Annotated in this window: 20 protein-coding genes; 11 read left to right on the top strand and 9 right to left on the bottom strand. The window is 62.0% G+C overall.

Features of this window, described 5'->3' with window-relative positions:
- The first annotated feature begins 14 nt into the window (after positions 1 to 14).
- The 7 genes from pstA to PFEN_RS30315 all read left to right on the top strand — a co-directional run bounded on the left by pstA (position 15) and on the right by PFEN_RS30315 (position 6,465).
- Positions 15 to 1,685, top strand: coding sequence for a phosphate ABC transporter permease PstA (gene pstA, locus PFEN_RS30345; RefSeq protein WP_191490237.1), 1,671 nt, complete (start codon positions 15 to 17; stop codon positions 1,683 to 1,685).
- A 141-nt stretch (positions 1,686 to 1,826) separates the two neighbouring features.
- The gene (gene pstB, locus PFEN_RS30340) at positions 1,827 to 2,660 is read left to right on the top strand and encodes a phosphate ABC transporter ATP-binding protein PstB (RefSeq protein ID WP_191490236.1); all 834 of its coding nucleotides are present in this window, start codon (positions 1,827 to 1,829) and stop codon (positions 2,658 to 2,660) included.
- A 113-nt stretch (positions 2,661 to 2,773) separates the two neighbouring features.
- Positions 2,774 to 3,535 (top strand): phosphate signaling complex protein PhoU, encoded by a 762-nt coding sequence (phoU, locus tag PFEN_RS30335; protein ID WP_191490235.1) that lies wholly within the window; start codon positions 2,774 to 2,776, stop codon positions 3,533 to 3,535.
- A 160-nt stretch (positions 3,536 to 3,695) separates the two neighbouring features.
- Positions 3,696 to 4,622, top strand: coding sequence for a response regulator (locus tag PFEN_RS30330; RefSeq protein ID WP_191490234.1), 927 nt, complete (start codon positions 3,696 to 3,698; stop codon positions 4,620 to 4,622).
- Between the two features lie 247 nt (positions 4,623 to 4,869).
- Positions 4,870 to 5,202, top strand: a complete 333-nt coding sequence (locus tag PFEN_RS30325; RefSeq protein WP_191490233.1) for a type II toxin-antitoxin system RelE/ParE family toxin — start codon at positions 4,870 to 4,872, stop codon at positions 5,200 to 5,202.
- Entirely contained in the window at positions 5,199 to 5,504 is a 306-nt protein-coding gene (locus PFEN_RS30320) for a helix-turn-helix domain-containing protein (protein ID WP_191490232.1), read from the top strand. Before PFEN_RS30325 ends, PFEN_RS30320 begins: the two co-directional genes overlap by 4 nt.
- A gap of 64 nt (positions 5,505 to 5,568) precedes the next feature.
- On the top strand, positions 5,569 to 6,465 hold the full coding sequence (locus PFEN_RS30315) for a peptidoglycan DD-metalloendopeptidase family protein (protein WP_191490231.1): 897 nt from the start codon (positions 5,569 to 5,571) through the stop codon (positions 6,463 to 6,465).
- Positions 6,466 to 6,556: 91 nt separating this feature from the next.
- Here PFEN_RS30315 and PFEN_RS30310 read toward each other — a convergent pair whose 3' ends face one another.
- The 3 genes from PFEN_RS30310 to phoB form a co-directional block, all read right to left on the bottom strand.
- The gene (locus tag PFEN_RS30310) at positions 6,557 to 7,900 is read right to left on the bottom strand and encodes a hemolysin family protein (RefSeq protein ID WP_191490230.1); all 1,344 of its coding nucleotides are present in this window, start codon (positions 7,898 to 7,900) and stop codon (positions 6,557 to 6,559) included.
- Between the two features lie 136 nt (positions 7,901 to 8,036).
- Complete coding sequence (phoR, locus tag PFEN_RS30305) at positions 8,037 to 9,359, bottom strand: phosphate regulon sensor histidine kinase PhoR (protein ID WP_191490229.1); 1,323 nt, start codon at positions 9,357 to 9,359, stop codon at positions 8,037 to 8,039.
- A 108-nt stretch (positions 9,360 to 9,467) separates the two neighbouring features.
- Entirely contained in the window at positions 9,468 to 10,157 is a 690-nt protein-coding gene (phoB, locus tag PFEN_RS30300; protein ID WP_191490228.1) for a phosphate regulon transcriptional regulator PhoB, read from the bottom strand.
- 154 nt (positions 10,158 to 10,311) lie between these two features.
- Between phoB and PFEN_RS30295 the strand changes: the two genes are divergently transcribed.
- Positions 10,312 to 10,689 carry a hypothetical protein gene (locus PFEN_RS30295; protein WP_191490227.1) on the top strand — a complete coding sequence of 126 codons (378 nt, stop codon included), beginning with the start codon at positions 10,312 to 10,314 and terminating at the stop codon, positions 10,687 to 10,689.
- 159 nt (positions 10,690 to 10,848) lie between these two features.
- On the opposite strand, the gene ubiA is transcribed toward PFEN_RS30295, so the two are convergent.
- Entirely contained in the window at positions 10,849 to 11,739 is an 891-nt protein-coding gene (ubiA, locus tag PFEN_RS30290; protein ID WP_191490226.1) for a 4-hydroxybenzoate octaprenyltransferase, read from the bottom strand.
- Complete coding sequence (locus tag PFEN_RS30285; protein WP_191490225.1) at positions 11,739 to 12,302, bottom strand: chorismate--pyruvate lyase family protein; 564 nt, start codon at positions 12,300 to 12,302, stop codon at positions 11,739 to 11,741. The genes ubiA and PFEN_RS30285 overlap by 1 nt, the downstream gene beginning before the upstream one ends.
- A 203-nt stretch (positions 12,303 to 12,505) precedes the next feature.
- Here PFEN_RS30285 and PFEN_RS30280 point away from each other — a divergent pair, with 203 nt between their 5' ends.
- The 3 genes from PFEN_RS30280 to PFEN_RS30270 all read left to right on the top strand — a co-directional run bounded on the left by PFEN_RS30280 (position 12,506) and on the right by PFEN_RS30270 (position 14,328).
- On the top strand, positions 12,506 to 12,673 hold the full coding sequence (locus PFEN_RS30280; protein WP_191490224.1) for a rubredoxin: 168 nt from the start codon (positions 12,506 to 12,508) through the stop codon (positions 12,671 to 12,673).
- Positions 12,674 to 12,715: 42 nt separating this feature from the next.
- The gene (locus PFEN_RS30275; protein ID WP_191490223.1) at positions 12,716 to 13,864 is read left to right on the top strand and encodes an NAD(P)/FAD-dependent oxidoreductase; all 1,149 of its coding nucleotides are present in this window, start codon (positions 12,716 to 12,718) and stop codon (positions 13,862 to 13,864) included.
- A 188-nt stretch (positions 13,865 to 14,052) separates the two neighbouring features.
- Entirely contained in the window at positions 14,053 to 14,328 is a 276-nt protein-coding gene (locus tag PFEN_RS30270; protein ID WP_191490222.1) for an HU family DNA-binding protein, read from the top strand.
- 152 nt (positions 14,329 to 14,480) lie between these two features.
- Here the strand turns inward: PFEN_RS30270 and PFEN_RS30265 are convergent, their stop codons facing one another.
- The 4 genes from PFEN_RS30265 to PFEN_RS30250 all read right to left on the bottom strand — a co-directional run bounded on the left by PFEN_RS30265 (position 14,481) and on the right by PFEN_RS30250 (position 20,029).
- Positions 14,481 to 14,762 (bottom strand): hypothetical protein, encoded by a 282-nt coding sequence (locus PFEN_RS30265; protein ID WP_191490221.1) that lies wholly within the window; start codon positions 14,760 to 14,762, stop codon positions 14,481 to 14,483.
- Complete coding sequence (locus PFEN_RS30260) at positions 14,759 to 15,016, bottom strand: hypothetical protein (protein WP_191490220.1); 258 nt, start codon at positions 15,014 to 15,016, stop codon at positions 14,759 to 14,761. The genes PFEN_RS30265 and PFEN_RS30260 overlap by 4 nt, the downstream gene beginning before the upstream one ends.
- Positions 15,016 to 19,434: an RHS repeat-associated core domain-containing protein gene (locus tag PFEN_RS30255; RefSeq protein WP_191490219.1), complete on the bottom strand. Its 4,419-nt coding sequence runs from the start codon at positions 19,432 to 19,434 to the stop codon at positions 15,016 to 15,018. Before PFEN_RS30255 ends, PFEN_RS30260 begins: the two co-directional genes overlap by 1 nt.
- 256 nt (positions 19,435 to 19,690) lie before the next feature.
- Entirely contained in the window at positions 19,691 to 20,029 is a 339-nt protein-coding gene (locus PFEN_RS30250) for a hypothetical protein (RefSeq protein WP_224771091.1), read from the bottom strand.
- Positions 20,030 to 20,082: the final 53 nt, after the last annotated feature.

The raw sequence follows: 20,082 nt of genomic DNA, 5'->3' as shown, positions 1-20,082 counted from the left end.
AAAGGTAGAAGTCTGTGAAACAGAACTCCCTGAATGGCTGGTTCAAGAGCGGCGCCCCCGGCGTCTGGATCAGCGGTGGTGCGGTATCCATCGCGGTCATCATGACCATCGGCCTGCTGGCCGTGATCGCTGTGCGCGGCCTTGGCCACTTCTGGCCGGCCGACCTGGTGCATGCCCAGTACAACGTGCCGGGCCAGGCCAACCAGGTCGTGGTCGGCGAGGTGGTGCAGAAGGAAGAAGTGCCGCGCGCGCGCCTGAAGTCGGCCGGCTTGCCGGTGCCGGACGAGGGCCCTGAGTTCATGACCCGGGAGCTGATCAAGGTCGGTAACCGCGACCTGAACGGCAACGATTTCACCTGGATCGTCGGCGAGTGGTTGCAGGACCAGAGCTACCCGACCGAACTGATGACCATCGAGCGTCGTGAGTGGGGTAACTTCTACGGCACCCTGGTCAACGTCAAGGAAGGCGGCAAGGTGATCGCCGAAGGCGAAGCCGCCTGGCCCGAGTTGCAGGCCCGGGTTCAGCGGGTGAACGCTTTGGCGGCGCAGATCAAGACGCTTGAGAAAAGCGACATCGGTGCGATCAACGCCGGCCTTGAGCGGATTCGTCTGCACGGTCGCAAGCTGGAGCTGGAAGGCCGGCTCGACGCCGCCGCGCAAGCCGACATGGCGGCCGAGCGCGCCGAGCTCAATGCCCGCTACCAGGAAGTCGAGGCGCGCCTGGGCGACCTGCACACCCAGTTCAACCGCGACAGCCTGACGGCCCTCGATGCCAACGGCAAGGAACTGGAAATCAGCATCGGCAAAGTGGTCCACGCCTACCAGCCGAACGCCATGGGCAAGCTGACCAAGCTGGGCTTCTATTTCAGCAAGGTCTGGGAATTCCTCAGCGACGACCCGCGTGAAGCCAACACCGAAGGCGGGATCTTCCCGGCAATCTTCGGCACCGTGATGATGACCCTGATCATGGCGATGATCGTGACCCCGTTCGGCGTGCTGGCGGCGGTCTACCTGCGTGAGTACGCCAAGCAGAACACGCTGACCCGGATCATCCGCATCGCGGTGAACAATCTGGCGGGGGTTCCGGCGATCGTCTACGGTGTATTCGGTCTGGGCTTCTTCGTCTACGTGCTGGGCGGCTCCCTCGACCGGCTGTTCTTCCCCGAAGCCTTGCCGGCACCGACCTTCGGTACGCCGGGCCTGCTCTGGGCCTCGCTGACCCTGGCGCTGCTGGCGGTACCGGTGGTAATCGTGGCGACCGAGGAAGGCCTGGCGCGGATTCCCCGTACAGTGCGCGAGGGTTCGCTGGCCTTGGGGGCGACCAAGGCCGAGACCTTGTGGAAAATCGTCCTGCCGATGGCCAGTCCGGCCATGATGACCGGCATGATCCTCGCCGTGGCCCGCGCTGCCGGTGAAGTGGCGCCGCTGATGCTGGTGGGCGTGGTGAAACTGGCGCCGTCGCTGCCGGTGGACGGCAACTACCCGTACCTGCACCTGGACCAGAAGATCATGCACCTGGGCTTTCATATCTACGACGTCGGCTTCCAGAGTCCGAACGTCGAGGCGGCTCGTCCGCTGGTGTATGCCACCGCATTGTTGCTGGTGCTGGTGATTGCCACGTTGAACCTGTCGGCCGTGTGGATCCGTAACCACCTGCGCGAGAAGTACAAGGCGCTGGATAGCTAATAACATTCACCCCATCCACTGTAGGAGCGAGCTTGCTCGCGAAGAAAGACGCATCGCCACGGTGATTCAGAAAAGCCCGGGTGACCGCATCGCGAGCGAGATTGCTCCTACAACGAATATGTGAGCGCAGGGAGTTACCCCATGCAGCATGAAACCCAAACCCATGGCATCAACATGTCCGCCCTGGGCCGTAACAAACAGAGCCTGGACCTGGCGAGCGAAACCGTTGCCATCGAAGTCCCGAAACTGAGCCTGTACTACGGCGAAAAGCAGGCCCTGTACGACGTCAGCATGAACATTCCCAAACAACGCGTGACGGCCTTCATCGGCCCGTCCGGTTGCGGCAAGTCGACGCTGCTGCGGACCTTCAACCGCATGAACGACCTGGTGGACGGTTGCCGCGTGGATGGTGAAATCAACCTCTACGGCAACAACATCTACCGCAAGGGCGAGGATGTGGCCGAGCTGCGCCGCAAGGTCGGCATGGTGTTCCAGAAGCCCAACCCGTTCCCCAAGACCATCTACGAAAACGTGGTCTACGGCCTGCGTATCCAGGGCATCAACAAGAAGCGTATTCTCGATGAAGCCGTGGAGTGGGCTCTCAAGGGCGCCGCGCTGTGGGAGGAGGTCAAGGATCGTCTGCATGACTCGGCCCTGGGCCTGTCCGGCGGTCAGCAACAACGTCTGGTGATCGCCCGGACCATTGCGGTCGAACCGGAAGTGTTGCTGCTCGACGAACCCTGTTCGGCACTCGATCCGATCTCGACCCTCAAGGTCGAAGAACTGATCTATGAGCTCAAGTCCAAGTTCACCATCGTCATCGTCACCCACAACATGCAACAGGCGGCACGGGTCTCCGACTACACCGCGTTCATGTACATGGGCAAGCTGGTGGAGTTCGGTGACACCGATACCCTGTTCACCAACCCGGCCAAGAAGCAGACCGAAGACTACATTACCGGTCGTTATGGCTAGGTGAAGCCGTTGTAAGCTGCCAGTGACAAGCGGCAAGCAAGGGCAGCCTGGGAATATCCATAATTCGGCTTGAAGCTTACAGCTTGAAGCTTGCAGCTTTCGCGGAGCGAAACATGATTGATAAAGACGGTCTTACCCACCACATTTCCGCGCAGTTCAACGCGGAACTGGAAGAAGTACGCAGCCACCTCCTGGCCATGGGCGGGTTGGTCGAGAAACAGGTCAACGACGCGGTAAGCGCGCTGATCGAAGCCGACTCGGGCCTGGCCCAGCAAGTGCGCGATATCGACGACCAGATCAACCAGATGGAGCGCAACATCGACGAGGAATGCCTGCGCATTCTCGCTCGTCGCCAGCCCGCGGCCTCCGATCTGCGCTTGATCATCAGCATCTCCAAGTCGGTGATCGACCTGGAGCGCATTGGTGACGAATCGACCAAGATCGCCCGTCGCGCCATCCAGCTGTGCGAGGAAGGTGAAGCGCCGCGCGGTTATGTCGAAGTGCGGCATATCGGCGACCAGGTACGCAACATGGTCCGCGACTCGCTGGATGCCTTTGCCCGCTTCGACGCCGAGCTGGCCTTGTCGGTGGCGCAGCATGACAAGATCATCGACCGCGAATACAAGACCGCCCTGCGCGAGCTGGCGACCTACATGATGGAAGACCCGCGCTCGATTACCCGTGTGTTGAGCATCATCTGGGTGCTGCGCTCCCTGGAGCGGATCGGCGATCACGCACGGAATATCTCCGAACTGGTGATCTACCTGGTGCGCGGAACCGATGTCCGGCACCTGGGCCTCAAGCGCATGCGCCAGGAAGTTGAAGGCACCTTGTCCGAAACCGCTAATGTTCCCGGCGAAGTTGACGATAAGTAAGATTGCCCGAGAAAAACGCCCGGCCTAAGGTCGGGCGTTTTTGTTTGTGGCGCAAGAATTTACGCGCACCCGCGAACGAAAAGTCCCGGCGTGATTAATCGGCGTTTTGGCAAATAGCCATTAGTCAGTATGCTAGCCGGGATTTTCAGAGGAATGGTCAATGAGTAAAGTCAGTGTGTTGGTGGTGGATGACGCGTCGTTCATCCGCGATCTGGTGAAGAAATGCCTGCGCAACTACTTCCCGGGCATCCGGATCGAAGACGCTGTTAACGGTCGCAAGGCCCAGGCGGTGCTGGCCCGCGAAGCGTTCGACCTGGTGCTGTGCGACTGGGAAATGCCGGAAATGTCCGGTCTGGAGTTGCTGACCTGGTGCCGCCAGCAGGACAACCTCAAGACGATGCCGTTCGTCATGGTGACCAGCCGTGGCGACAAGGAAAACGTGGTTCAGGCAATCCAGGCCGGTGTTTCCGGTTACGTCAGCAAGCCGTTTACCAACGAACAGTTGCTGACCAAGGTCAAACAGGCGTTGCACAAGGTTGGCAAGCTCGACACCTTGATGAACAGCGCGCCGACCCGGGCGAATTCGGCCTTTGGCAACGATTCCCTGAGCGCCCTGACCGGTGGCCGGGCTGAAGTGGTCAGTCCGGCGGCTGCGCAGGCTCCTGCGGCGGCGCCGTCCAAAGGCCTGCTCAACAGCCCGCCCGTGCGTGCGACTACTGCCGCGTCGCCGGCGGGGGCCGCTGCCTCGGGCGGTCGCGGTCAGGGCCAGTTGCGTCTGTCCAGCGGCACCCAGCAGTGCGTGATCAAGGCGCTGAGCATCAAGGAAGCCTTGCTGGTGGTGCGTCGCATTGAAGTCCTGCCGCAGGTCCTGGAAAATGCGGTGCTGGACCTGGAGCAGGGCGACAACGCCGAGATCGCCCGCCTGAATGGCTACCTGCATGCGGTCGTGGCCCACGAGCCGAAGCCGGACAGCGAATGGCTGCAATTGACCTTCCGCTTTGTCGACCAGGATGCCCAGAAGCTTGACTACATCTCCCGCCTGATCGCTCGCGGTACCGCGCAGAAGCATTTCGTTCCCGGAGCTTGATGCCCGCCTGACGACGCGGTGTCTTTCACGCCGCGTCGTTTGCCTGACCCTCTTCTCGTACCGACTAGCGTCTTCGGAAAGCCTTTCATCCGAATCTTTCCGTACAGGTTGTTTTATATCTATTTCGATATAAGCTGTTTGAGAACCTTGCCGACGGCGGCCTCCCAGCCAAGCTTTGAAACAACATTGCACCACGGATACTCTGCCGATTGATTAGGCTTTTTCCTGTCAGCTACAGGAGAAACCGATGCCAAGGCACAAGGATGTGGTGTTTGTGGGAAGCTCGCTCAGGGATATCAAGACGTTCCCATTGGATGCGCGAAGGGCGGTCGGCTTTCAGCTGGACCTTCTGCAACAGGGTGAAGCGCCTTGCAACTGGAAGCCCATGAGGACGGTAGGCAGGGGGGTCTACGAGATCAGGGTGAGTGAAGAGAGTGGGGCATTCCGGGTGTTTTATGTGGCCAGTCGGGCCGATGCCCTGTATGTCCTTCACGCTTTCAGGAAGGCCACCCAGAAGACGCATACCCGGGATATCGAACTGGCACGGGCCAGACTGCAGGAAATAGGAGCAGCGCTATGACAAACGCCATCAAGACTGAACGTTTCACCTCTGTCTGGGATGCCCTTGAGGACACCCCTCGCGAGGCGGCCAACATGCGCTTGCGCGCCAAGCTGATGATGGAGCTGATCAGCCGGATCAATGCCTGGGAGCTGTCCCAGAAGGATGCGGCCAAGCGCCTGGGGATCACCCAGCCGAGGTTGAATGACCTGCTGAACGGCAAGATCGACAAGTTTTCCCTGGATGCGCTGGTGAACCTGTCGGCGCCGGCGCAGTTGGACGTCGACTTGTGCTTCGGCCCTGGGGCCATCCAGCTGGCGTGATTCACACAAATGTCCTGGCCACCTGCTAGTCTGGTCGCCATGTTTTATTCGGCGACTCTCGCTTATGTTCCTGCGTCTGCTGCTTTCCTGTGGTCTGTTGATGGCCGCCACCTCGGCTGCGGCCATGACGATCTACAAGTACACCGATGCCAACGGGGTGGTCTCCTACAGTGACCGCCCGGCGCCGGGTGCCCAGGTGTTCGTGTTTCGTGATCGGATGGTCGAGCATCTGGAACGCCAGGTACGTCTGGATATTCGCAAGCAGAAGGGTGGCGATGAGGTCTTCGCGCGCAACGATTTGTATGCCCCGGTGGAGATCGAGCTCGGGTTTGGCGCGCTGAAGAACGTCAGTGGCGCGCCCCCGCAGTCGATCCGCAAGGTCCTGCCGGCGCGCAGCAACCAGCGCCTGGCGCTGCTCACGGCGACCCAGGCCGGCGAGCCCATGCGCTACACCCCCAAGTTCCAATACTTCCTTGGCGACCCCTCAGGGCAGGCCCAGGGCTATCGTTACCCTTATCCCTGGCGCGGTGGACCGTTTCGCCTGACCCAGGGGCCGAATGGGCAATACAGTCACTTCGGCGCCAAGAGCCGTTATGCGATGGACATCGCCATGCCCGTGGGCACGCCGATCGTCGCGGCGCGCGCAGGGGTGGTGATCAAGACCGAGAATGAGCAGAGCGGAGGCGGCAAGAACCCGTCGGGCAACTTCGTGCGGGTGCTGCACGACGATGGCACCATGGGCGTGTACCTGCACCTCAAGCAAGGCTCGGTGAGCGTGCGCGAAGGCCAGCGGGTGGCGGTGGGCAGCCCGCTGGCGCTGTCGGGCAACACTGGCAACAGCACCGGGCCGCACCTGCACTTCGTGGTGCAGCGCAATACCGGGCTGGGGCTGGTGTCGATTCCCTATCAGTTCAGCCAGCCGCTGGAGGTGTTGCCGAATTTTGCCCTGAGGGGCAAATAGAAAGACTTGTAGGCGCAGCTTGCTGTAAGGGCGATGCAAGGCTCATTGGCCTCATCGCCAGCAAGCTGGCTCCTGCATTCGGTGGTGTGGGTCAGTCGAGCTTGAGGACCTTGGCCAGGATGATCTTCGGCCCTTTCATCTTCTTGATGATGATGCGCAGGCCTTCGACTTCCAATGCTTCCTCCTCTTCCGGCACCCGTTTCAGGGTGTCATAGATCAGTCCGGCGAGAGTTTCGGCTTCGATATGGTCCAGGTCGATACCCAGCAGGCGTTCGACCTTGAACAACGGCGTATCGCCGCGGACCAGCAACTTGCCCGGCTGATAGGCGAGGATGCCGCGTTCGGTCTTGCGGTGTTCGTCCTGGATATCGCCCACCAGCACTTCCAGCACGTCTTCCATGGTCAGGTAGCCGATCACCTTGCCGTCGGCCTCTTCCACCAGGGCGAAATGCGAGCCGCCCTGGCGGAACTGCTCCAGCAGGCGCGACAGCGGCATATGCCGGGACACCCGCTCCAATGGCCGGGTCAGCTCCGCAAGGTTGAACGACTCGGGAATGTGGTCCAGCGCCGCCAGTTCCAGCAGCAGGTCCTTGATGTGCAACAGGCCGACGAACACGTTGTGCTCGGCGTCGTACACCGGATAACGACTGAATTTGTGGCGGCGGAACAACGCGAGGATTTCCTTGAGCGGCGCGTTGCAGTCCAGGGTCACCAGGTCTTCGCGGGAGTTGGCCCAGTCGACCACTTCCAGTTCGCCCATCTCCACCGCCGACGCCAGCACACGCATGCCCTGGTCGCTGGGGTCCTGGCCGCGGCTGGAGTGCAGGATCAGCTTGAGTTCTTCACGGCTGTAATGGTGTTCGTGATGCGGGCCGGGCTCGCCCTGGCCGGCGATCCGCAGAATCGCGTTGGCGCTGGCATTGAGCAGGTAAATGGCCGGGTACATCGTCCAATAGAACAGGTACAGCGGCACCGCCGTCCACAGCGACAGCAGCTCGGGTTTGCGAATCGCCCAGGACTTGGGCGCCAGTTCGCCGACCACGATGTGCAGGTAGGAGATGATGAAGAAGGCGGTAAAGAACGATACGCCTTTGACCACTTCGGCGGAGTTCACCCCGACGGCGCTCAGCAGCGGCTCCATCAAGTGGGCGAAGGCCGGCTCGCCGACCCAGCCCAGGCCCAGGGAGGCGAGGGTGATACCCAGTTGGCAAGCGGACAGGTAGGCGTCCAGCTGGCTGTGCACGGTGCGCAGGATCTGTCCGCGCCAGCCGTTCTTGTGGGCGATGGCCTCGACCCGGGTCGAGCGCAGCTTGACCATGGCGAATTCGGCTGCAACGAAGAAACCGTTGAGCAATACCAGGATCAGAGCGAAAAGAATCATGCCGAAATCGGCGAAGATTGAAGCGAGGGTCAAGCTACTAGGGGAAGGGTCCATGATGGGGTTTTACGGGTTCCGTATTTCAATTTGAAGTAGGTGTTCAGGGGCCTGAAAGGCAGGCATAAGTCATCCAATGTAGCGGCAGATGTGCCCGTTGCCTAGTGGCCCGGCTCTGCGGCGTCCCGGCAAGGCGCTAGGCGGGCTGGCTTTTGCTGCTTGAACGGGTCACCTGGGCCGGCGCGAAGTGACAGGTAAAGGTGCTGCCATGGCCCAGGACGCTGCTGATTTCCAGGCGCGCGCGATGGCGCAGCAGCACATGCTTGACGATCGCCAGACCCAGGCCGGTGCCGCCGGTATTGGAGTTGCGGCTGGAGTCGACCCGGTAGAAGCGCTCGGTGAGGCGTGGCAGGTGCTTGCTGTCGATACCGATGCCCGAGTCCTGCACGCTCAGGTGCGCGCCGTGCTCGTCGCCCCACCAGCGAATGCGGATAGTGCCTTCGGCCGGGGTGTACTTGACGGCATTGAACACCAGATTGGAGAAGGCGCTGCGCAGTTCCGCCTCGCTGCCCTTGAGGCGAATGGCGCCGTCGGCTTCCAGGGTGAAGGTCTGGTTGCGTTGCCCGGACAGGGCCTTGGCATCGTTCTTGATCGACTGCAACAGTGTGTCGATACGCACCGGCTGGTTGTCCGAGGGGTAGTCGGTGGCTTCCAGCTTGGCCAGCAACAGCAGGTCGTTGAGCAGCGTCTGCATGCGACTGCCTTGCTGCTGCATCTGCTGCAGGGCGCGCACCCAGCGTGGGTTCACCTCTTCGACGTTGTCGAGCAGGGTTTCCAGGTAGCCAGAGATCACCGTCAGGGGTGTGCGCAGCTCATGGGAGACGTTGGCGACGAAGTCCTTGCGCATCTGTTCCAACTGATGGATGCGGGTGACATCACGCACCAGCATCAGGTGCTCGTTGTTGCCGTAGCGGGTGATATAGAGCTGGATACGCAGCCGATCATTGGTTGGCGAGGGGATTTCCAGCGGCTCGGCGTAACTTTCCTGCTCGAAGTATTCCTTGAAGCGTGGATGCCGTACCAGGTTGGTCACCGGCTGGCCGCTGTCCTGGGGCGTCTTGAGGCCCAGCAGGGTTTCGGCGGCGCGGTTCCACCATTCCAGGTTGCCGTCGCTGTCGAGCATGATCACCGCGTCCTTGAGCGCGGCGGTGGATTCCTGGACCCGGTCGATCACCGCTTGCAGGCGCCCGCGTACACGCTGGTCGCGGCGTTGCAGATGGTAGATGCTGTCGAATACATCGCCCCACAGGCCGTAGCCGTCCGGCGGTGCTTCTTCGGGCTTGTGCTGGCGCAGCCACTGGTGCAGGCGCAGCAACTGCTTGAGGGTCCAGCCCAGGTAAAGCCCCAGGCCCACGGCCAGACTCCAGCCGTAATAGCCGCTGACCAGACCTGCCACCAGGCAGCCGGTGACCAGCAACAACAGATGGCGGATCAGGGTGCCATGCCAGTTTTGATTCACTTCAACATGCGTCCTTGGAGGCGAAGCCGTTTCGAGCGACAAACTTCAACGCTACGAGTTTGAAGCGGCTCGGTTACCGGTGTGTTGCGGGGGCGTTCGCAGCCGCTCTCAACCTTTGGTCGAGAAACGATACCCGGTGCCGCGCACGGTTTGTACCAGATTCTCGTAGGCATCGCCCAAGGCTTTGCGCAGGCGGCGGATATGCACGTCGACGGTGCGTTCCTCGACATAGACATTGCCGCCCCAGACCTGATCCAGCAACTGGCCACGGGTGTAGGCGCGCTCCTGGTGGGTCATGAAGAACTGCAGCAGACGGTATTCGGTGGGGCCCATTTCCGCGGGCTTGCCATCGATGGTCACGCGGTGGCTGATCGGATCGAGCAGCAGGCCGCCGACTTCGATAGGGGCTTCGCCGTCGGTCGGGCCAGCCCGGCGCAGCACCGCCTTGAGACGGGCTACCAGTTCCCGTGGGGAAAATGGCTTGGTGATATAGTCATCGGCACCAACTTCAAGCCCCTGGATCTTGTTGTCCTCTTCGCCCTTGGCGGTGAGCATGATGATCGGGATGTCGCCGGTCAGCTCGTCGCGCTTGAGACGGCGGGCCAGTTCGATGCCCGAGGTGCCGGGCAGCATCCAATCGAGCAGGATCAGGTCGGGTTTGCGGTCGATGATGATCGCGTGGGCCTGCTGGGAGTTTTCCGCTTCCAGGCAGTCATAGCCGGCCATTTCCAACGCCACGGCGATCATCTCGCGGATGGGCGCTTCGTCGTCGACGATCAGAATGCTCCTGCCAACCATATCCCTTCACCCTCTTGTCATTTAACTGTCTTGCGCCGCATTAGATAACGAAATTATTGCAGACATGTGACAGCTTTTTTCGGCAAGCCGCAACGGTCACATTCATGGGCTACGCTGGAAGTTCGAATCCTACAACCGCATAAGGAAGGTTCCGATGACTCACTCTTCGTTTTCTTTGAAAGCCCTGATGGTAACGGCGGCGTTAACGCTGCCGACCCTGGTTTTCGCGGCCGAGCCGGCCATGATGAAAGACGGCAAGATGGTCGATGGCAAGGGTATGACGTTGTACACCTTTGATAAGGATACTGGTGGTAAATCCATGTGCAATGGCGATTGCGCCACGAATTGGCCGCCGATGATGGCTCCTGCGGGCGCCAAGGCCGAGGGCAAGTGGACGGTGATCAAGCGCGACGACGGCATGATGCAGTGGGCGTATGGCGGCAAGCCGATGTACACCTTCACTCAAGACAAGGCTCCGGGCGATATGAAGGGTGAGGGCTTCAAGGGCATGTGGCATATGCCAAAACACTGATTCACCGCAATCCCTTGTAGGAGCAGGGCTTGCCCGCGAAGAGGCTCTTGAGACCGCTAAAAGCTTCGCTGGCAAGCCAGGCGCCTACAGGTCCCGCTGTGCTTTCCGGAACGCGTGCCTGACCGGTAAGCGGCGGTGTGTCCCGTCAGGTCCGCTTGATCAACGCACCGCGTAATCCAGCACAACCCCCAGGAAAATCGCCAACCCCGCCCAGTGGTTGTGCAAGAACATCTTGAAGCAGAGCCGCGGGTCTTTGCTCCGAGTGACCCAGAATTCCCAGACAAAGCAGGCCGCGGCCACCAACAGGCCGATATGGAACCAGCCCCCCAGCTCGAACCGCGCCCCGGCCAGCAGCAGGCAGCCGAGCATCAGGCCCTGCAAGGTCAGGATAATCACTCGATCGGCGTCGCCGAACAGAATGGCGGTGGATTTCACGCCGATCTTCAGGTCGTCCTCGCGGTCGGTCATGGCGTAATAGGTGTCGAACGCGACTGTCCACAGCAGGTTGGCGATATACAGCAACCAGGCCGTGGCGGGCAGGCTGCCGGTTTCGGCGGTGAAGGCCATCAGGATGCCCCAGGAATACGCCGCGCCCAGCACCACCTGCGGGTAATAGGTGTAGCGCTTCATGAACGGATAGCAGGCCGCCACCGCCAGGGCGCCGAAGGACAGCCACACCGTGGTCGCGTTGGTGCCCAGCACCAGCAGGAAGCTGATCCCCATCAGCAGTGCGAACACCGCCAGGGCTTCCTTGCCGCTGATTCGGCCCGCCGCCAGGGGCCGTTGCTCGGTGCGTTTGACATGGCCGTCGACCTTGCGGTCGGCGAAGTCATTGATCGCACAGCCGCCGGCGCGGGTCAGGATCACACCGAGGGTGAAGATCAGCAGGTTACTCAGCGACGGCACGCCCTTGGCCGCGATCCATAGCGCGCTCAGGGTTGGCCACAACAGCAGATAAATGCCGATGGGTTTGTCCATGCGGGTCAGCTGGAGAAAGTCCCAGGCCCGTGGGTGCAGGCGATTCAGGGATTTGAGCAGGTTCAGGTACATCAGCAGTTCCCCCCACGGGCACTGGCCGCGTGCCACAGGCTCGGCAGGAAAATTTCCGCCACCAGCAGGCTCAGCGGCCCGCGATTGAAGCGTGAGCGGCGGCCCCATAGAGGGGCCGCGCGGTGTTCCGGCGGCAACCAGACCGCTGGGTAATGGCTGACCTCGATGGCCTGGCGCTCGAACGCCTCGTCGCAGAACAGCAGTTCGCCCAGCGAGCGGCTGCCCAATTCGTCCATATTCAGACCGCCTTCGCGCAAGGCACTTTGCGCCGCGACACTGCGGGCAAACACCCAGGGTTGGCCATGACCGCGCAAATACACTTCGCGCACCCAGCCCAGGCTTTCGCTGGGCAGCTCCAGTGCGGCGCACTCGTCGTCGCGTAGTGCTTGCCAGCCTTCGAACAGCGGTGTGACGCTGAAAGAATTATCGGAAAGTGCTGTCAGGCGACGGGTGAGAGAACCTTCGTCAAATAACCAGTCGAGGGTTTGCGCGTCTTGCGGGGCGCTCAGCCGGCTCTGCGTGAGCCAGGCGGGGGGCGCTGGAACGGGGGCTTTGTACGGCACGATGGGCAGTTGATTGGCAGCCAGTGAGGCGCCGAGCTTATCACAGGCGGTCCGGCCGTTTAGAGCGCTCGGTTCATCAGCGCTGTCGATCGTGCTTGCATCGGCGGGCTTCGATCAGTACAAAACGCCCTGAGCCGGACGGCAACGCTGCACCCATCGACTGTTCGCGCCGTCAAACGCCTGGGAACCGAGGAAGTAACGAGATGAAAAAGTGGCAATGTGTGGTCTGCGGGCTGATCTATGACGAAAAAGACGGTTGGCCGGATGACGGCATCGCGCCGGGCACCTTGTGGCAGGATGTCCCCGCTGACTGGCTGTGCCCGGACTGCGGTGTCGGCAAGATGGATTTCGAAATGATCGAAATCGGCTGATTGATCAACTTTTAAACAAAACCAATGGATTTGGAGAGAGGAATGAGCGCACCTGTCGTAATCGTCGGTACCGGGCTGGCCGGTTACAACCTGGCCCGGGAGTTTCGCAAGCTCGACAGCGACACTCCGTTGCTGTTGATCACCGCCGATGACGGGCGTTCCTACTCCAAGCCGATGCTGTCCACCGGCTTTGGCAAGAACAAGGATGCCGACGGCCTGAGCATGGCCGAGCCCGGGGCCATGGCCGAGCAGCTCAAGGCCGAGATCCGTACCCACACCCGCATCAGCGGCATCGACCCGGGCCACAAGCGCCTGTGGATCGGCGAGGAAGCGGTGAGCTACCGTGACCTGGTCCTGGCCTGGGGTGCGGAAACCGTGCGCGTGCCGGTGGAAGGCGATGCCCCCGAGGCGATTTTTCCGATCAACGACCTGGAAGATTACGCGCGCTTCCGCGCGGCGGCGGCGGGCAAGCAGCGTGTCCTGCTGTTGGGCGCCGGGCTGATCGGTTGTGAATTCGCCAATGACCTGATCCTGGGTGGTTATCAGGTGGAACTGGTCGCGCCTTGTGAGCAGGTCATGCCGACGCTGCTGCACCCGGCGGCGGCTGCCGCAGTGCAGGCGGGCCTGGAAAGCCTCGGTGCGCGTTTCCACCTGGGCCCGGTGCTGACCCGCCTGCAACGCAGCGGCGAGCACCTGGAGGCGCACCTGTCGGACGGCTCCACGGTGGTTTGCGATGTGGTGGTCTCGGCCATCGGCCTGCGTCCGCGCATCGACCTGGCGGCCGCCGCCGGCTTGCAGGTCAATCGTGGGGTGGTGGTCGACCGTCACCTGAAGACCTCCCACGCCAATATTTACGCCCTGGGCGACTGCGCCGAGGTCGATGGCTTGAACCTGCTGTACGTCATGCCGCTGATGAGTTGCGCCCGGGCGTTGGCCCAGACCCTGGCCGGCAATGCCACCGCCGTGAGCTATGGCGCCATGCCGATCACCGTGAAGACCCCGGTGTGCCCGCTGGTGGTGTCGCCGCCGCCCCGTGGCAGCGAAGGGGTGTGGACGGTCGAAGGGCAGGGCGCCGACATCAAGGCCTTGTGCCGTGACAGCGGCGGCCGACTGCTGGGCTATGCCTTGACCGGCGCTGCGGTGATGGAAAAACTGGCCCTGAACAAGCAGCTTCCGCCGTTGCTGGCGTAAATGGCGGTCCTTCTGTCGCAAACACCCTGATTTTGCTCCTACAAAGGTCGTAACGAGACTGGCGCGGGGCCTTGCCTCGTGCCATCCTCACTCCCGTCTGCCGCAGAGTAGAGCCTGCGGCGCTTTGGGCGCTGTTCGGGAAGAGCAGCACGGACATAACAACAAAAAACCGTCAAAGAGGCTTCATTATGCGTAAACCAGAACTGGCCGCTGCAATTGCTGAAAAAGCGGACCTCACGAAAGAACAGGCCGGCCGTGTGCTTAACGCCGTCCTCGAAGAAATCACCGGCGCGCTGCACCGCAAAGACAGCGTCACCCTGGTGGGTTTCGGCACCTTCCTGCAGCGTCATCGCGGTGCTCGCACCGGCAAGAACCCGCAAACCGGCGAGCCGGTGAAGATCAAGGCCAGCAATACCGTCGCCTTCAAGCCGGGCAAGTCGCTCAAAGATAGCGTCAACCCGTAAGCGTCAGGTATGACTCCCGGAGCAAGGGGAGGGCTGTAAAAAATGGGCACGCCGATTGGATCGGGTGCCCATTTTTCATGCCTGCGATTCAGCGGGAGCTATCAAGGCTTCGGCATCGCTGCCGGGTAGCGGGAACTCTGATCGCGCGCCCGTCACGACCGTTTCTGGCGATTGAGCAGCTTTGCGAAGTGAGTGATGAGATCAGTCCATTGCGGGTAGGTCATGCCGTCGATGAAAAAGTCTCCCAGCCATTTGGGATGACAACGCATCGCCAGGTTCTTGATCGCTTCGTTGCGCTGACTGTCGCTGCTAGCCGGGTTCAGCACGATGTCTACCAGTGCCTGTATCTCATCGGCTTCGTCTTCATAGCCCGAGCGTCTCAGCAGGTCGCAGAGGGTATTGTTGCATTCTTTGACTTCATGCTGGAGATTCAAGGTTTCGGCAAGCCTGCCAGGCAATTGGCTGCCGCATCGACCACCGCTTCCAACTGGTTCTCCTCGGCATGGGAGAAGTTACCGTATTGCGCCATGGCCCGGCAGGTCGAGAGCCGTTCCAGGGCTTCGCGAGTGTCGCTGGCAGCTCTAAGTTCAGCGGCCTTGTCGATGAAAAACTGGGCTGACTCGTTGCGGCTTTTCTGCAACTGCGCAATCAGCGTGTCCAATTCGGTCGATAAAACGTTCAACGGCATTACCAGGGGACTCCTAAAGTATTGATGATCCATGCGCGGGGCAGGTTTGTAACCACCGCCTGATAACCGCCGCCGGGATAGCCGGCACCTTGCGGTGCCGCCGGCCCTTCGCTGACCCAGGTGCCCTTGGGCACGTTGAACTCCGACACCCGGGTGATCTTGACACCCCAGTCATGACGGATTGCCAGGTCGGCACGCAGTTGATCTTCCGACGTGTATTTCTGGTTGGTGAGCCAGGAGAATGGCTTCCCGGTCCGGTTATTGGTGCCATGGTACTTGTAGTATGTCTCGTTGGTGGCGAGTTTGCGGTTCTTGTAGGTGCCACCGGTGAAGGTGTCGGCGATGCCCTTCGGCAGCGTCGGCCCTGGGGGCCTCTTGGTGCCGCTGCCACTGCATTTGCTCAGGCCCAGCGGATCGGCCCAGGTCAATGGGTTCGGCGCATAGGCATACAGGTTGATGCCGCCGGCCAGACCGATCGGATCGGGCGTGGTAAAGCGTCCGATGTCCGGGTCGTAAAACCTGAAGGTGTTGTAGTGCAGACCGGTTTCCCGGTCCAGGTACTGCCCTTGGAAGCGCAGGTTCTGTTCTTCCAGGTAATACGGCTCGCGGGTTTCAGTGACGGTATTGCCCCAGATCCGGTAGCGCGCCCGCCAGACCACATGGCCGTCGTTTTCCGTCAGTTGCTCGGGCAAGCCGCTCTGGTCGTTGTGGTAATAGCGGACTTTTTGCAATGCGCCGCTGCCGTCGACCCGGGCCAGCGGCTCGTGGCCGTCGTCTGCGTAGAGGTAGAGGCTGCTCAGGCTGTGTCGGTGTTCTTGCAGCAGGCACAGACCGTCCCAGGTGAAGCGGGTCTCGCCCAGGGGGTAACCGTGGCTGTCGTGCTCGCTCTTGGCGATACGCCGGCCCAGTGGGTCGTAGCTCATGCGCACCACGGTTTCCCGCGCGCCATCCTGGTTACGCACCTCGATCAGACGGTGTTCGGCATCGTAGACGAAGCGCTGGACCCGATGGCTGCCGCTGCGCTTCTCGATCATCCGGCCGAAGGCGTCGTAGCGGTAGCGTTTGTCCTGATAGGTCAGCAGCTTGTTATGCAGTACCCGCCCGCCCGTGGGGCCGTCCAGCAGGTTGGCGGCGGCGTCGTAGGCAAAGGTCTCGTTCTGGCCCTGGACACTGTCCTGGCTGGCGACGATGCGCCCGCTGGCGTCGTGGTGCGTCAACTGCCGATGGGTGCCGCCGGGCTGTTGGTCAAGGCGGCCGACCAGGTGATCGGCGGGGTCGTAGTCGAAATGTTGCTGCGTTGGCGCGGGCAACGCCGAGGGTTGGCTGATCGGACGCCGTAGGCGCGAACGCAGGCGTCCGGCGCGGTCGTACTCGCTGCGGGTGCTGACCTGACCCTGGGTACGCAGGACTTCACGGTGCAGGCGGTCGCGCTCGAAATCGCTGATGACCCGACCGTCCAGATTGATCTGGTGCAGATGGCCGCTGCCGTAGTACAGCCGATTGAGCCAGCGGCCGTCCGGCAACTGTGTCTGGATCAGGTTGCCCAGTTCGTCGTAATGATGCTGCAGGCTGCCTGCCGCGCTCTGCTCCTCCAGCAACTGGCCAAGGGCGTCGTAGGCGAACCCCAGTTTCTGCTCGTTGCCTTCGTTGTCGGTAAAAGCGACCGCCGTCAGTTGATCCAGCGCGTCGTAGCTGTACTCGGTACGACCGTCGTCAGTGATTTTCGCCGTCAGGCGTCCAGCGGCGTCACGTTCGAGGTGATGGACAATCGGTGCGACCGGCGTTACCGGGACCTGCGCCAAGCCACTGCCATGAGGAGCGGGCAGGGTGTCGATGCGGGTGACGTCGTTCCTGGCGTTGTAGGTGTAACGGCGGGCGCTGCCATCCAGGTCCTGCTGCTCGACCAGGCGGTCGCCGGCATCCCAGGCGAAGCGATAGCTTTCGCCGTTCTCATTGGTCAGCGCCTGCAAGCGGCCATAGGCGTCGTAGCTGAACCGCACCTGCCGCCCGCTGGTATCGATGCGCTGGCGCACCTGGCCGCGCCGGTCGTAGTGGTAGGCGGTGGTCTGTCCGGCGGGGTCGGTGTAACCGATCAACTGGCCGTCGGCATTGCGCTGGTACTGGTGTGTACGGCCGTCCGGCAAATGGCTGTTCAGCAGGCGGCCCTGGACGTCGTAGTCGTACTGCGTGCGTTCACCCAGGGCGTCGGTGACCGTTTGCAACAGGCCACGCTCGTCATAGCTCAGGCGTGTCGGAGAGCCGGAGCAGTCGACGTGTTCGAGTAACTGGCCCAGTGGGCTCCAGCGCAGGGTTTTGCTTTTGCCGCTGGCGTCGATGATCTCGACGGTCTGGCCCTGGGCATCGACGCGATAACGAGTGACATGGCCCTGCGGGTTGGTTTCCTGGATGCAGTTGCCGCGGCTATCGTAGCGGAACTGCCAGCTGTTGCCCGCCGCGTCGGTTTCCACCAGCGGCAAGGCCCAGTGTTCCAGCCACAGGGTCGATTCGCTGCGGCCCAGCGGGTCCTGGGTACCGCACAGGTTGCCGGACTCGTCGTAGCTGAACTGGTATTGACCGCCCTGGGGATCGATGGCGCCGAGCAACTGGCGCTCGTCGTTCCACTGGAACTGCCAGGTCTGACCGAGGTTGTCGGTATACGCGGTGATCTGCTGTTGCGGATTCCAACAACGCAGACTGCTGCGCTTGAGGTTGTCGGTGACGCGGGTGGTCCCGGCATCCAGGTCATAGTCGAAGGCATATTCATCGCCCTCGTCGGTCCAGTGCCGCACCACCCGCCATTCGCGACCCTCGACCCGTGCCCACTGGTAGAAGCAGCGCAGGCCGACGGACAATTGGTGCTCCACCAGCCGTTGGCCGTCGTCATAGGCGAAGCGCCGTTGCACATGGCCGGTGGCGTCCATTACCTGGGCCAGATTGCCACGCGGGTCGTAGGCGTAGCTGACCAGCAGTTCGTTCGGACGATCCGGGTACAGGCGCTCGATCCGGCTGACCCGATTCGGCCATGGGTCGCTGTAGCTCAGTTGGGCCTGGACGAGGTCGAAGGTGTCGCGTAGTCGTGCCAGACGCCCTGACGCGTCGTAGTCGAGATAGATTCGGTTGTCGTTACGGTCGCCCAGTTGCGTCAGACGCAAGTGGTTGGGCTCGCCTGAAAGGGCTTCGAAGAGGCGATAGAGGCCGTCGTCGCTTTCGATCAATAATTGACCATTGCCATGCCGACGCACACTCAAGCCTTCACCGGCACTGAACACCGCGCCGCCCAAGGGTATCGAACCCATGTCGATGCTTCGGGCCTGTTCGTCGATATAGATCAGCCGTTCGCCGCCGTCCGGGTGCGCTTCGATCCGCACGCTGACTTCGTAAGGCACGCTCCAACCCGCGCCGAACATCCCTTTGCGGCGCTCGTCACGGCTGTTGTAGAAGCGTTGCCAGTCCAGGCGCAGCAGCCCCGGCAGGGCGAAATCCAGCTCATCCAGGCCGCCGAGTACCTTGGCGCCGGTGGCGGCGTGCACCGGGTTCGGCGAGCCGGCGATGGCATTGGTCAGCGCGCCGATGGCCTGGCTGGTGACAAAGGAGTTGACCCCGGCCATCAGCATGCACGGCAGGTTGCTGAGGAACTTGCCCTTGCTGCCCTTGAGCATCATCAGCGCGCTGATGGCCAAGCCGACGCCCGGAGTCTTGCCGCTGCGGATCTCGCGTACCACCACCGAGCCGCCGCCGATGGTGACATTGGGTGAGATCAGCCCGGAGGAAACGACGGTGGCATCGCAGGTGCTGCGATCGCCGCTGCGCACGGCGGGTTGGCCGTTGATGCTGACCTTTTTCGAACCTTCGGCGAGAAACTGCGGCGGCATCGGTGGATGCTTGGTGCAGCTCACCAGGTCCAGCGGTTTGGGCACGGCGCCGGGGGCGGGCGTGGCTACCGTGGGGCGCCACATCTGGGCAAAGAAGCCCTTGGCGATATCCAGGTAGCTGGCTTCCTGGGGCGGCTCGCTGTCCGGCGTGCCGGCGGCTTCGACATGGGATGGCACGGCGCCGGCGGCGCGGGCGGCGGGAATCGAGTTGATCAGGGTATTGCTGGAGCCGGTGAGGATATTGGCCTGCACCGTGGGCGGAAAGAGTGCGTTGCCGAGGCCTTCGCACATCTTGCTCAGGCCCTTGTCGGCGCCGGTCTTGCTCATCGCAACGCCGACGACCACGCCGATCACCGCGCCCAGTACGCAGGCCCCGAGCCCGCCCGTGGCGACCGTGATGCCGGTGGCGGCGACCACGGCGGCGGTGGCCAGTGCGGTGATTGCCACGTTGGCCGCGACCTCGAGTACGCCGCCGAGAATATCGGCCATCATCGAGGTATGGGACAACGCGTCGCCCAGGCGGGCAGCCCAGAGCGGGTCAGACATGGAGAGTCAGCAAGACAGGTGGTCCATCATCAGGTCAAGAGCGGTGCGGAGTATGAATGATCTGATGTTGGCGGGGAATTATTCCCACTGCGATTGCGGAGGTGGATCACAGTTGTCGAGCAAATAGCGGGCGCGCGCGCTTAAACACGACATCGAACCCTGTAGGAACCAGCTTGCTGGCGATGAGGCCTGGGAGTCTTGCATCGTCTATTCGGCCGCCATCGCCAGCAAGCTGGCTCCTACAAGGAGTTGTATTTCAGCTCGCGATCATCTGAGGCAGTTGCAACGGTGCGTGCCTTTCGCCGGCCTCCTTGAGCAGCCCGTCGGCCTTCTTCAGCGCCGTCAGCAAGCTCCCCACGCTGCGGGCATTGAGCCGCACGCCATCGGTGAAAGCCTTGTTGATCGACACCATGACACTGGAAACGCTCTCGTCCGCCTGAGCCTCCAGCAAATTGTCCCGCAGGTGGGTAATCAGCTCCTTGAAATGTGGATCGTCCAGGGAAAGGGGGGCTCCCAGATCGTGTTTCTTCAGGGTGCTGATCAGCAACCCCAAAGCCACGCTGGCCCGCATCAACGCTCTTTCTCGTGCATCCATTCGCTGTCTCCTGTGTCGAGGTCCGGCTCTAGTGACGCCTGAAGGATAGACCA

Source organism: Pseudomonas sp. FEN, from assembly GCF_904067045.1.
Taxonomy (GTDB): Bacteria; Pseudomonadota; Gammaproteobacteria; order Pseudomonadales; family Pseudomonadaceae; genus Aquipseudomonas.
The sequence above is the reverse complement of the archived record's forward strand: the minus strand, read 5'-3'. Positions and strand labels throughout refer to the sequence as shown.

Coding starts and splice junctions, on each gene's coding strand:
- PFEN_RS30260 (WP_191490220.1), bottom strand. CDS start 15,016: ATGCCGTTGAACGTTTTATCGACCGAATTGGACACGCTGATTGCGCAG.
- PFEN_RS30325 (WP_191490233.1), top strand. CDS start 4,870: ATGCCAAGGCACAAGGATGTGGTGTTTGTGGGAAGCTCGCTCAGGGAT.
- PFEN_RS30320 (WP_191490232.1), top strand. CDS start 5,199: ATGACAAACGCCATCAAGACTGAACGTTTCACCTCTGTCTGGGATGCC.
- PFEN_RS30270 (WP_191490222.1), top strand. CDS start 14,053: ATGCGTAAACCAGAACTGGCCGCTGCAATTGCTGAAAAAGCGGACCTC.
- PFEN_RS30280 (WP_191490224.1), top strand. CDS start 12,506: ATGAAAAAGTGGCAATGTGTGGTCTGCGGGCTGATCTATGACGAAAAA.
- phoU (WP_191490235.1), top strand. CDS start 2,774: ATGATTGATAAAGACGGTCTTACCCACCACATTTCCGCGCAGTTCAAC.
- PFEN_RS30315 (WP_191490231.1), top strand. CDS start 5,569: ATGTTCCTGCGTCTGCTGCTTTCCTGTGGTCTGTTGATGGCCGCCACC.
- PFEN_RS30310 (WP_191490230.1), bottom strand. CDS start 7,900: ATGGACCCTTCCCCTAGTAGCTTGACCCTCGCTTCAATCTTCGCCGAT.
- pstB (WP_191490236.1), top strand. CDS start 1,827: ATGCAGCATGAAACCCAAACCCATGGCATCAACATGTCCGCCCTGGGC.
- PFEN_RS30250 (WP_224771091.1), bottom strand. CDS start 20,029: ATGGATGCACGAGAAAGAGCGTTGATGCGGGCCAGCGTGGCTTTGGGG.
- ubiA (WP_191490226.1), bottom strand. CDS start 11,739: ATGTACCTGAACCTGCTCAAATCCCTGAATCGCCTGCACCCACGGGCC.
- PFEN_RS30330 (WP_191490234.1), top strand. CDS start 3,696: ATGAGTAAAGTCAGTGTGTTGGTGGTGGATGACGCGTCGTTCATCCGC.
- PFEN_RS30295 (WP_191490227.1), top strand. CDS start 10,312: ATGACTCACTCTTCGTTTTCTTTGAAAGCCCTGATGGTAACGGCGGCG.
- PFEN_RS30275 (WP_191490223.1), top strand. CDS start 12,716: ATGAGCGCACCTGTCGTAATCGTCGGTACCGGGCTGGCCGGTTACAAC.
- phoB (WP_191490228.1), bottom strand. CDS start 10,157: ATGGTTGGCAGGAGCATTCTGATCGTCGACGACGAAGCGCCCATCCGC.
- PFEN_RS30255 (WP_191490219.1), bottom strand. CDS start 19,434: ATGTCTGACCCGCTCTGGGCTGCCCGCCTGGGCGACGCGTTGTCCCAT.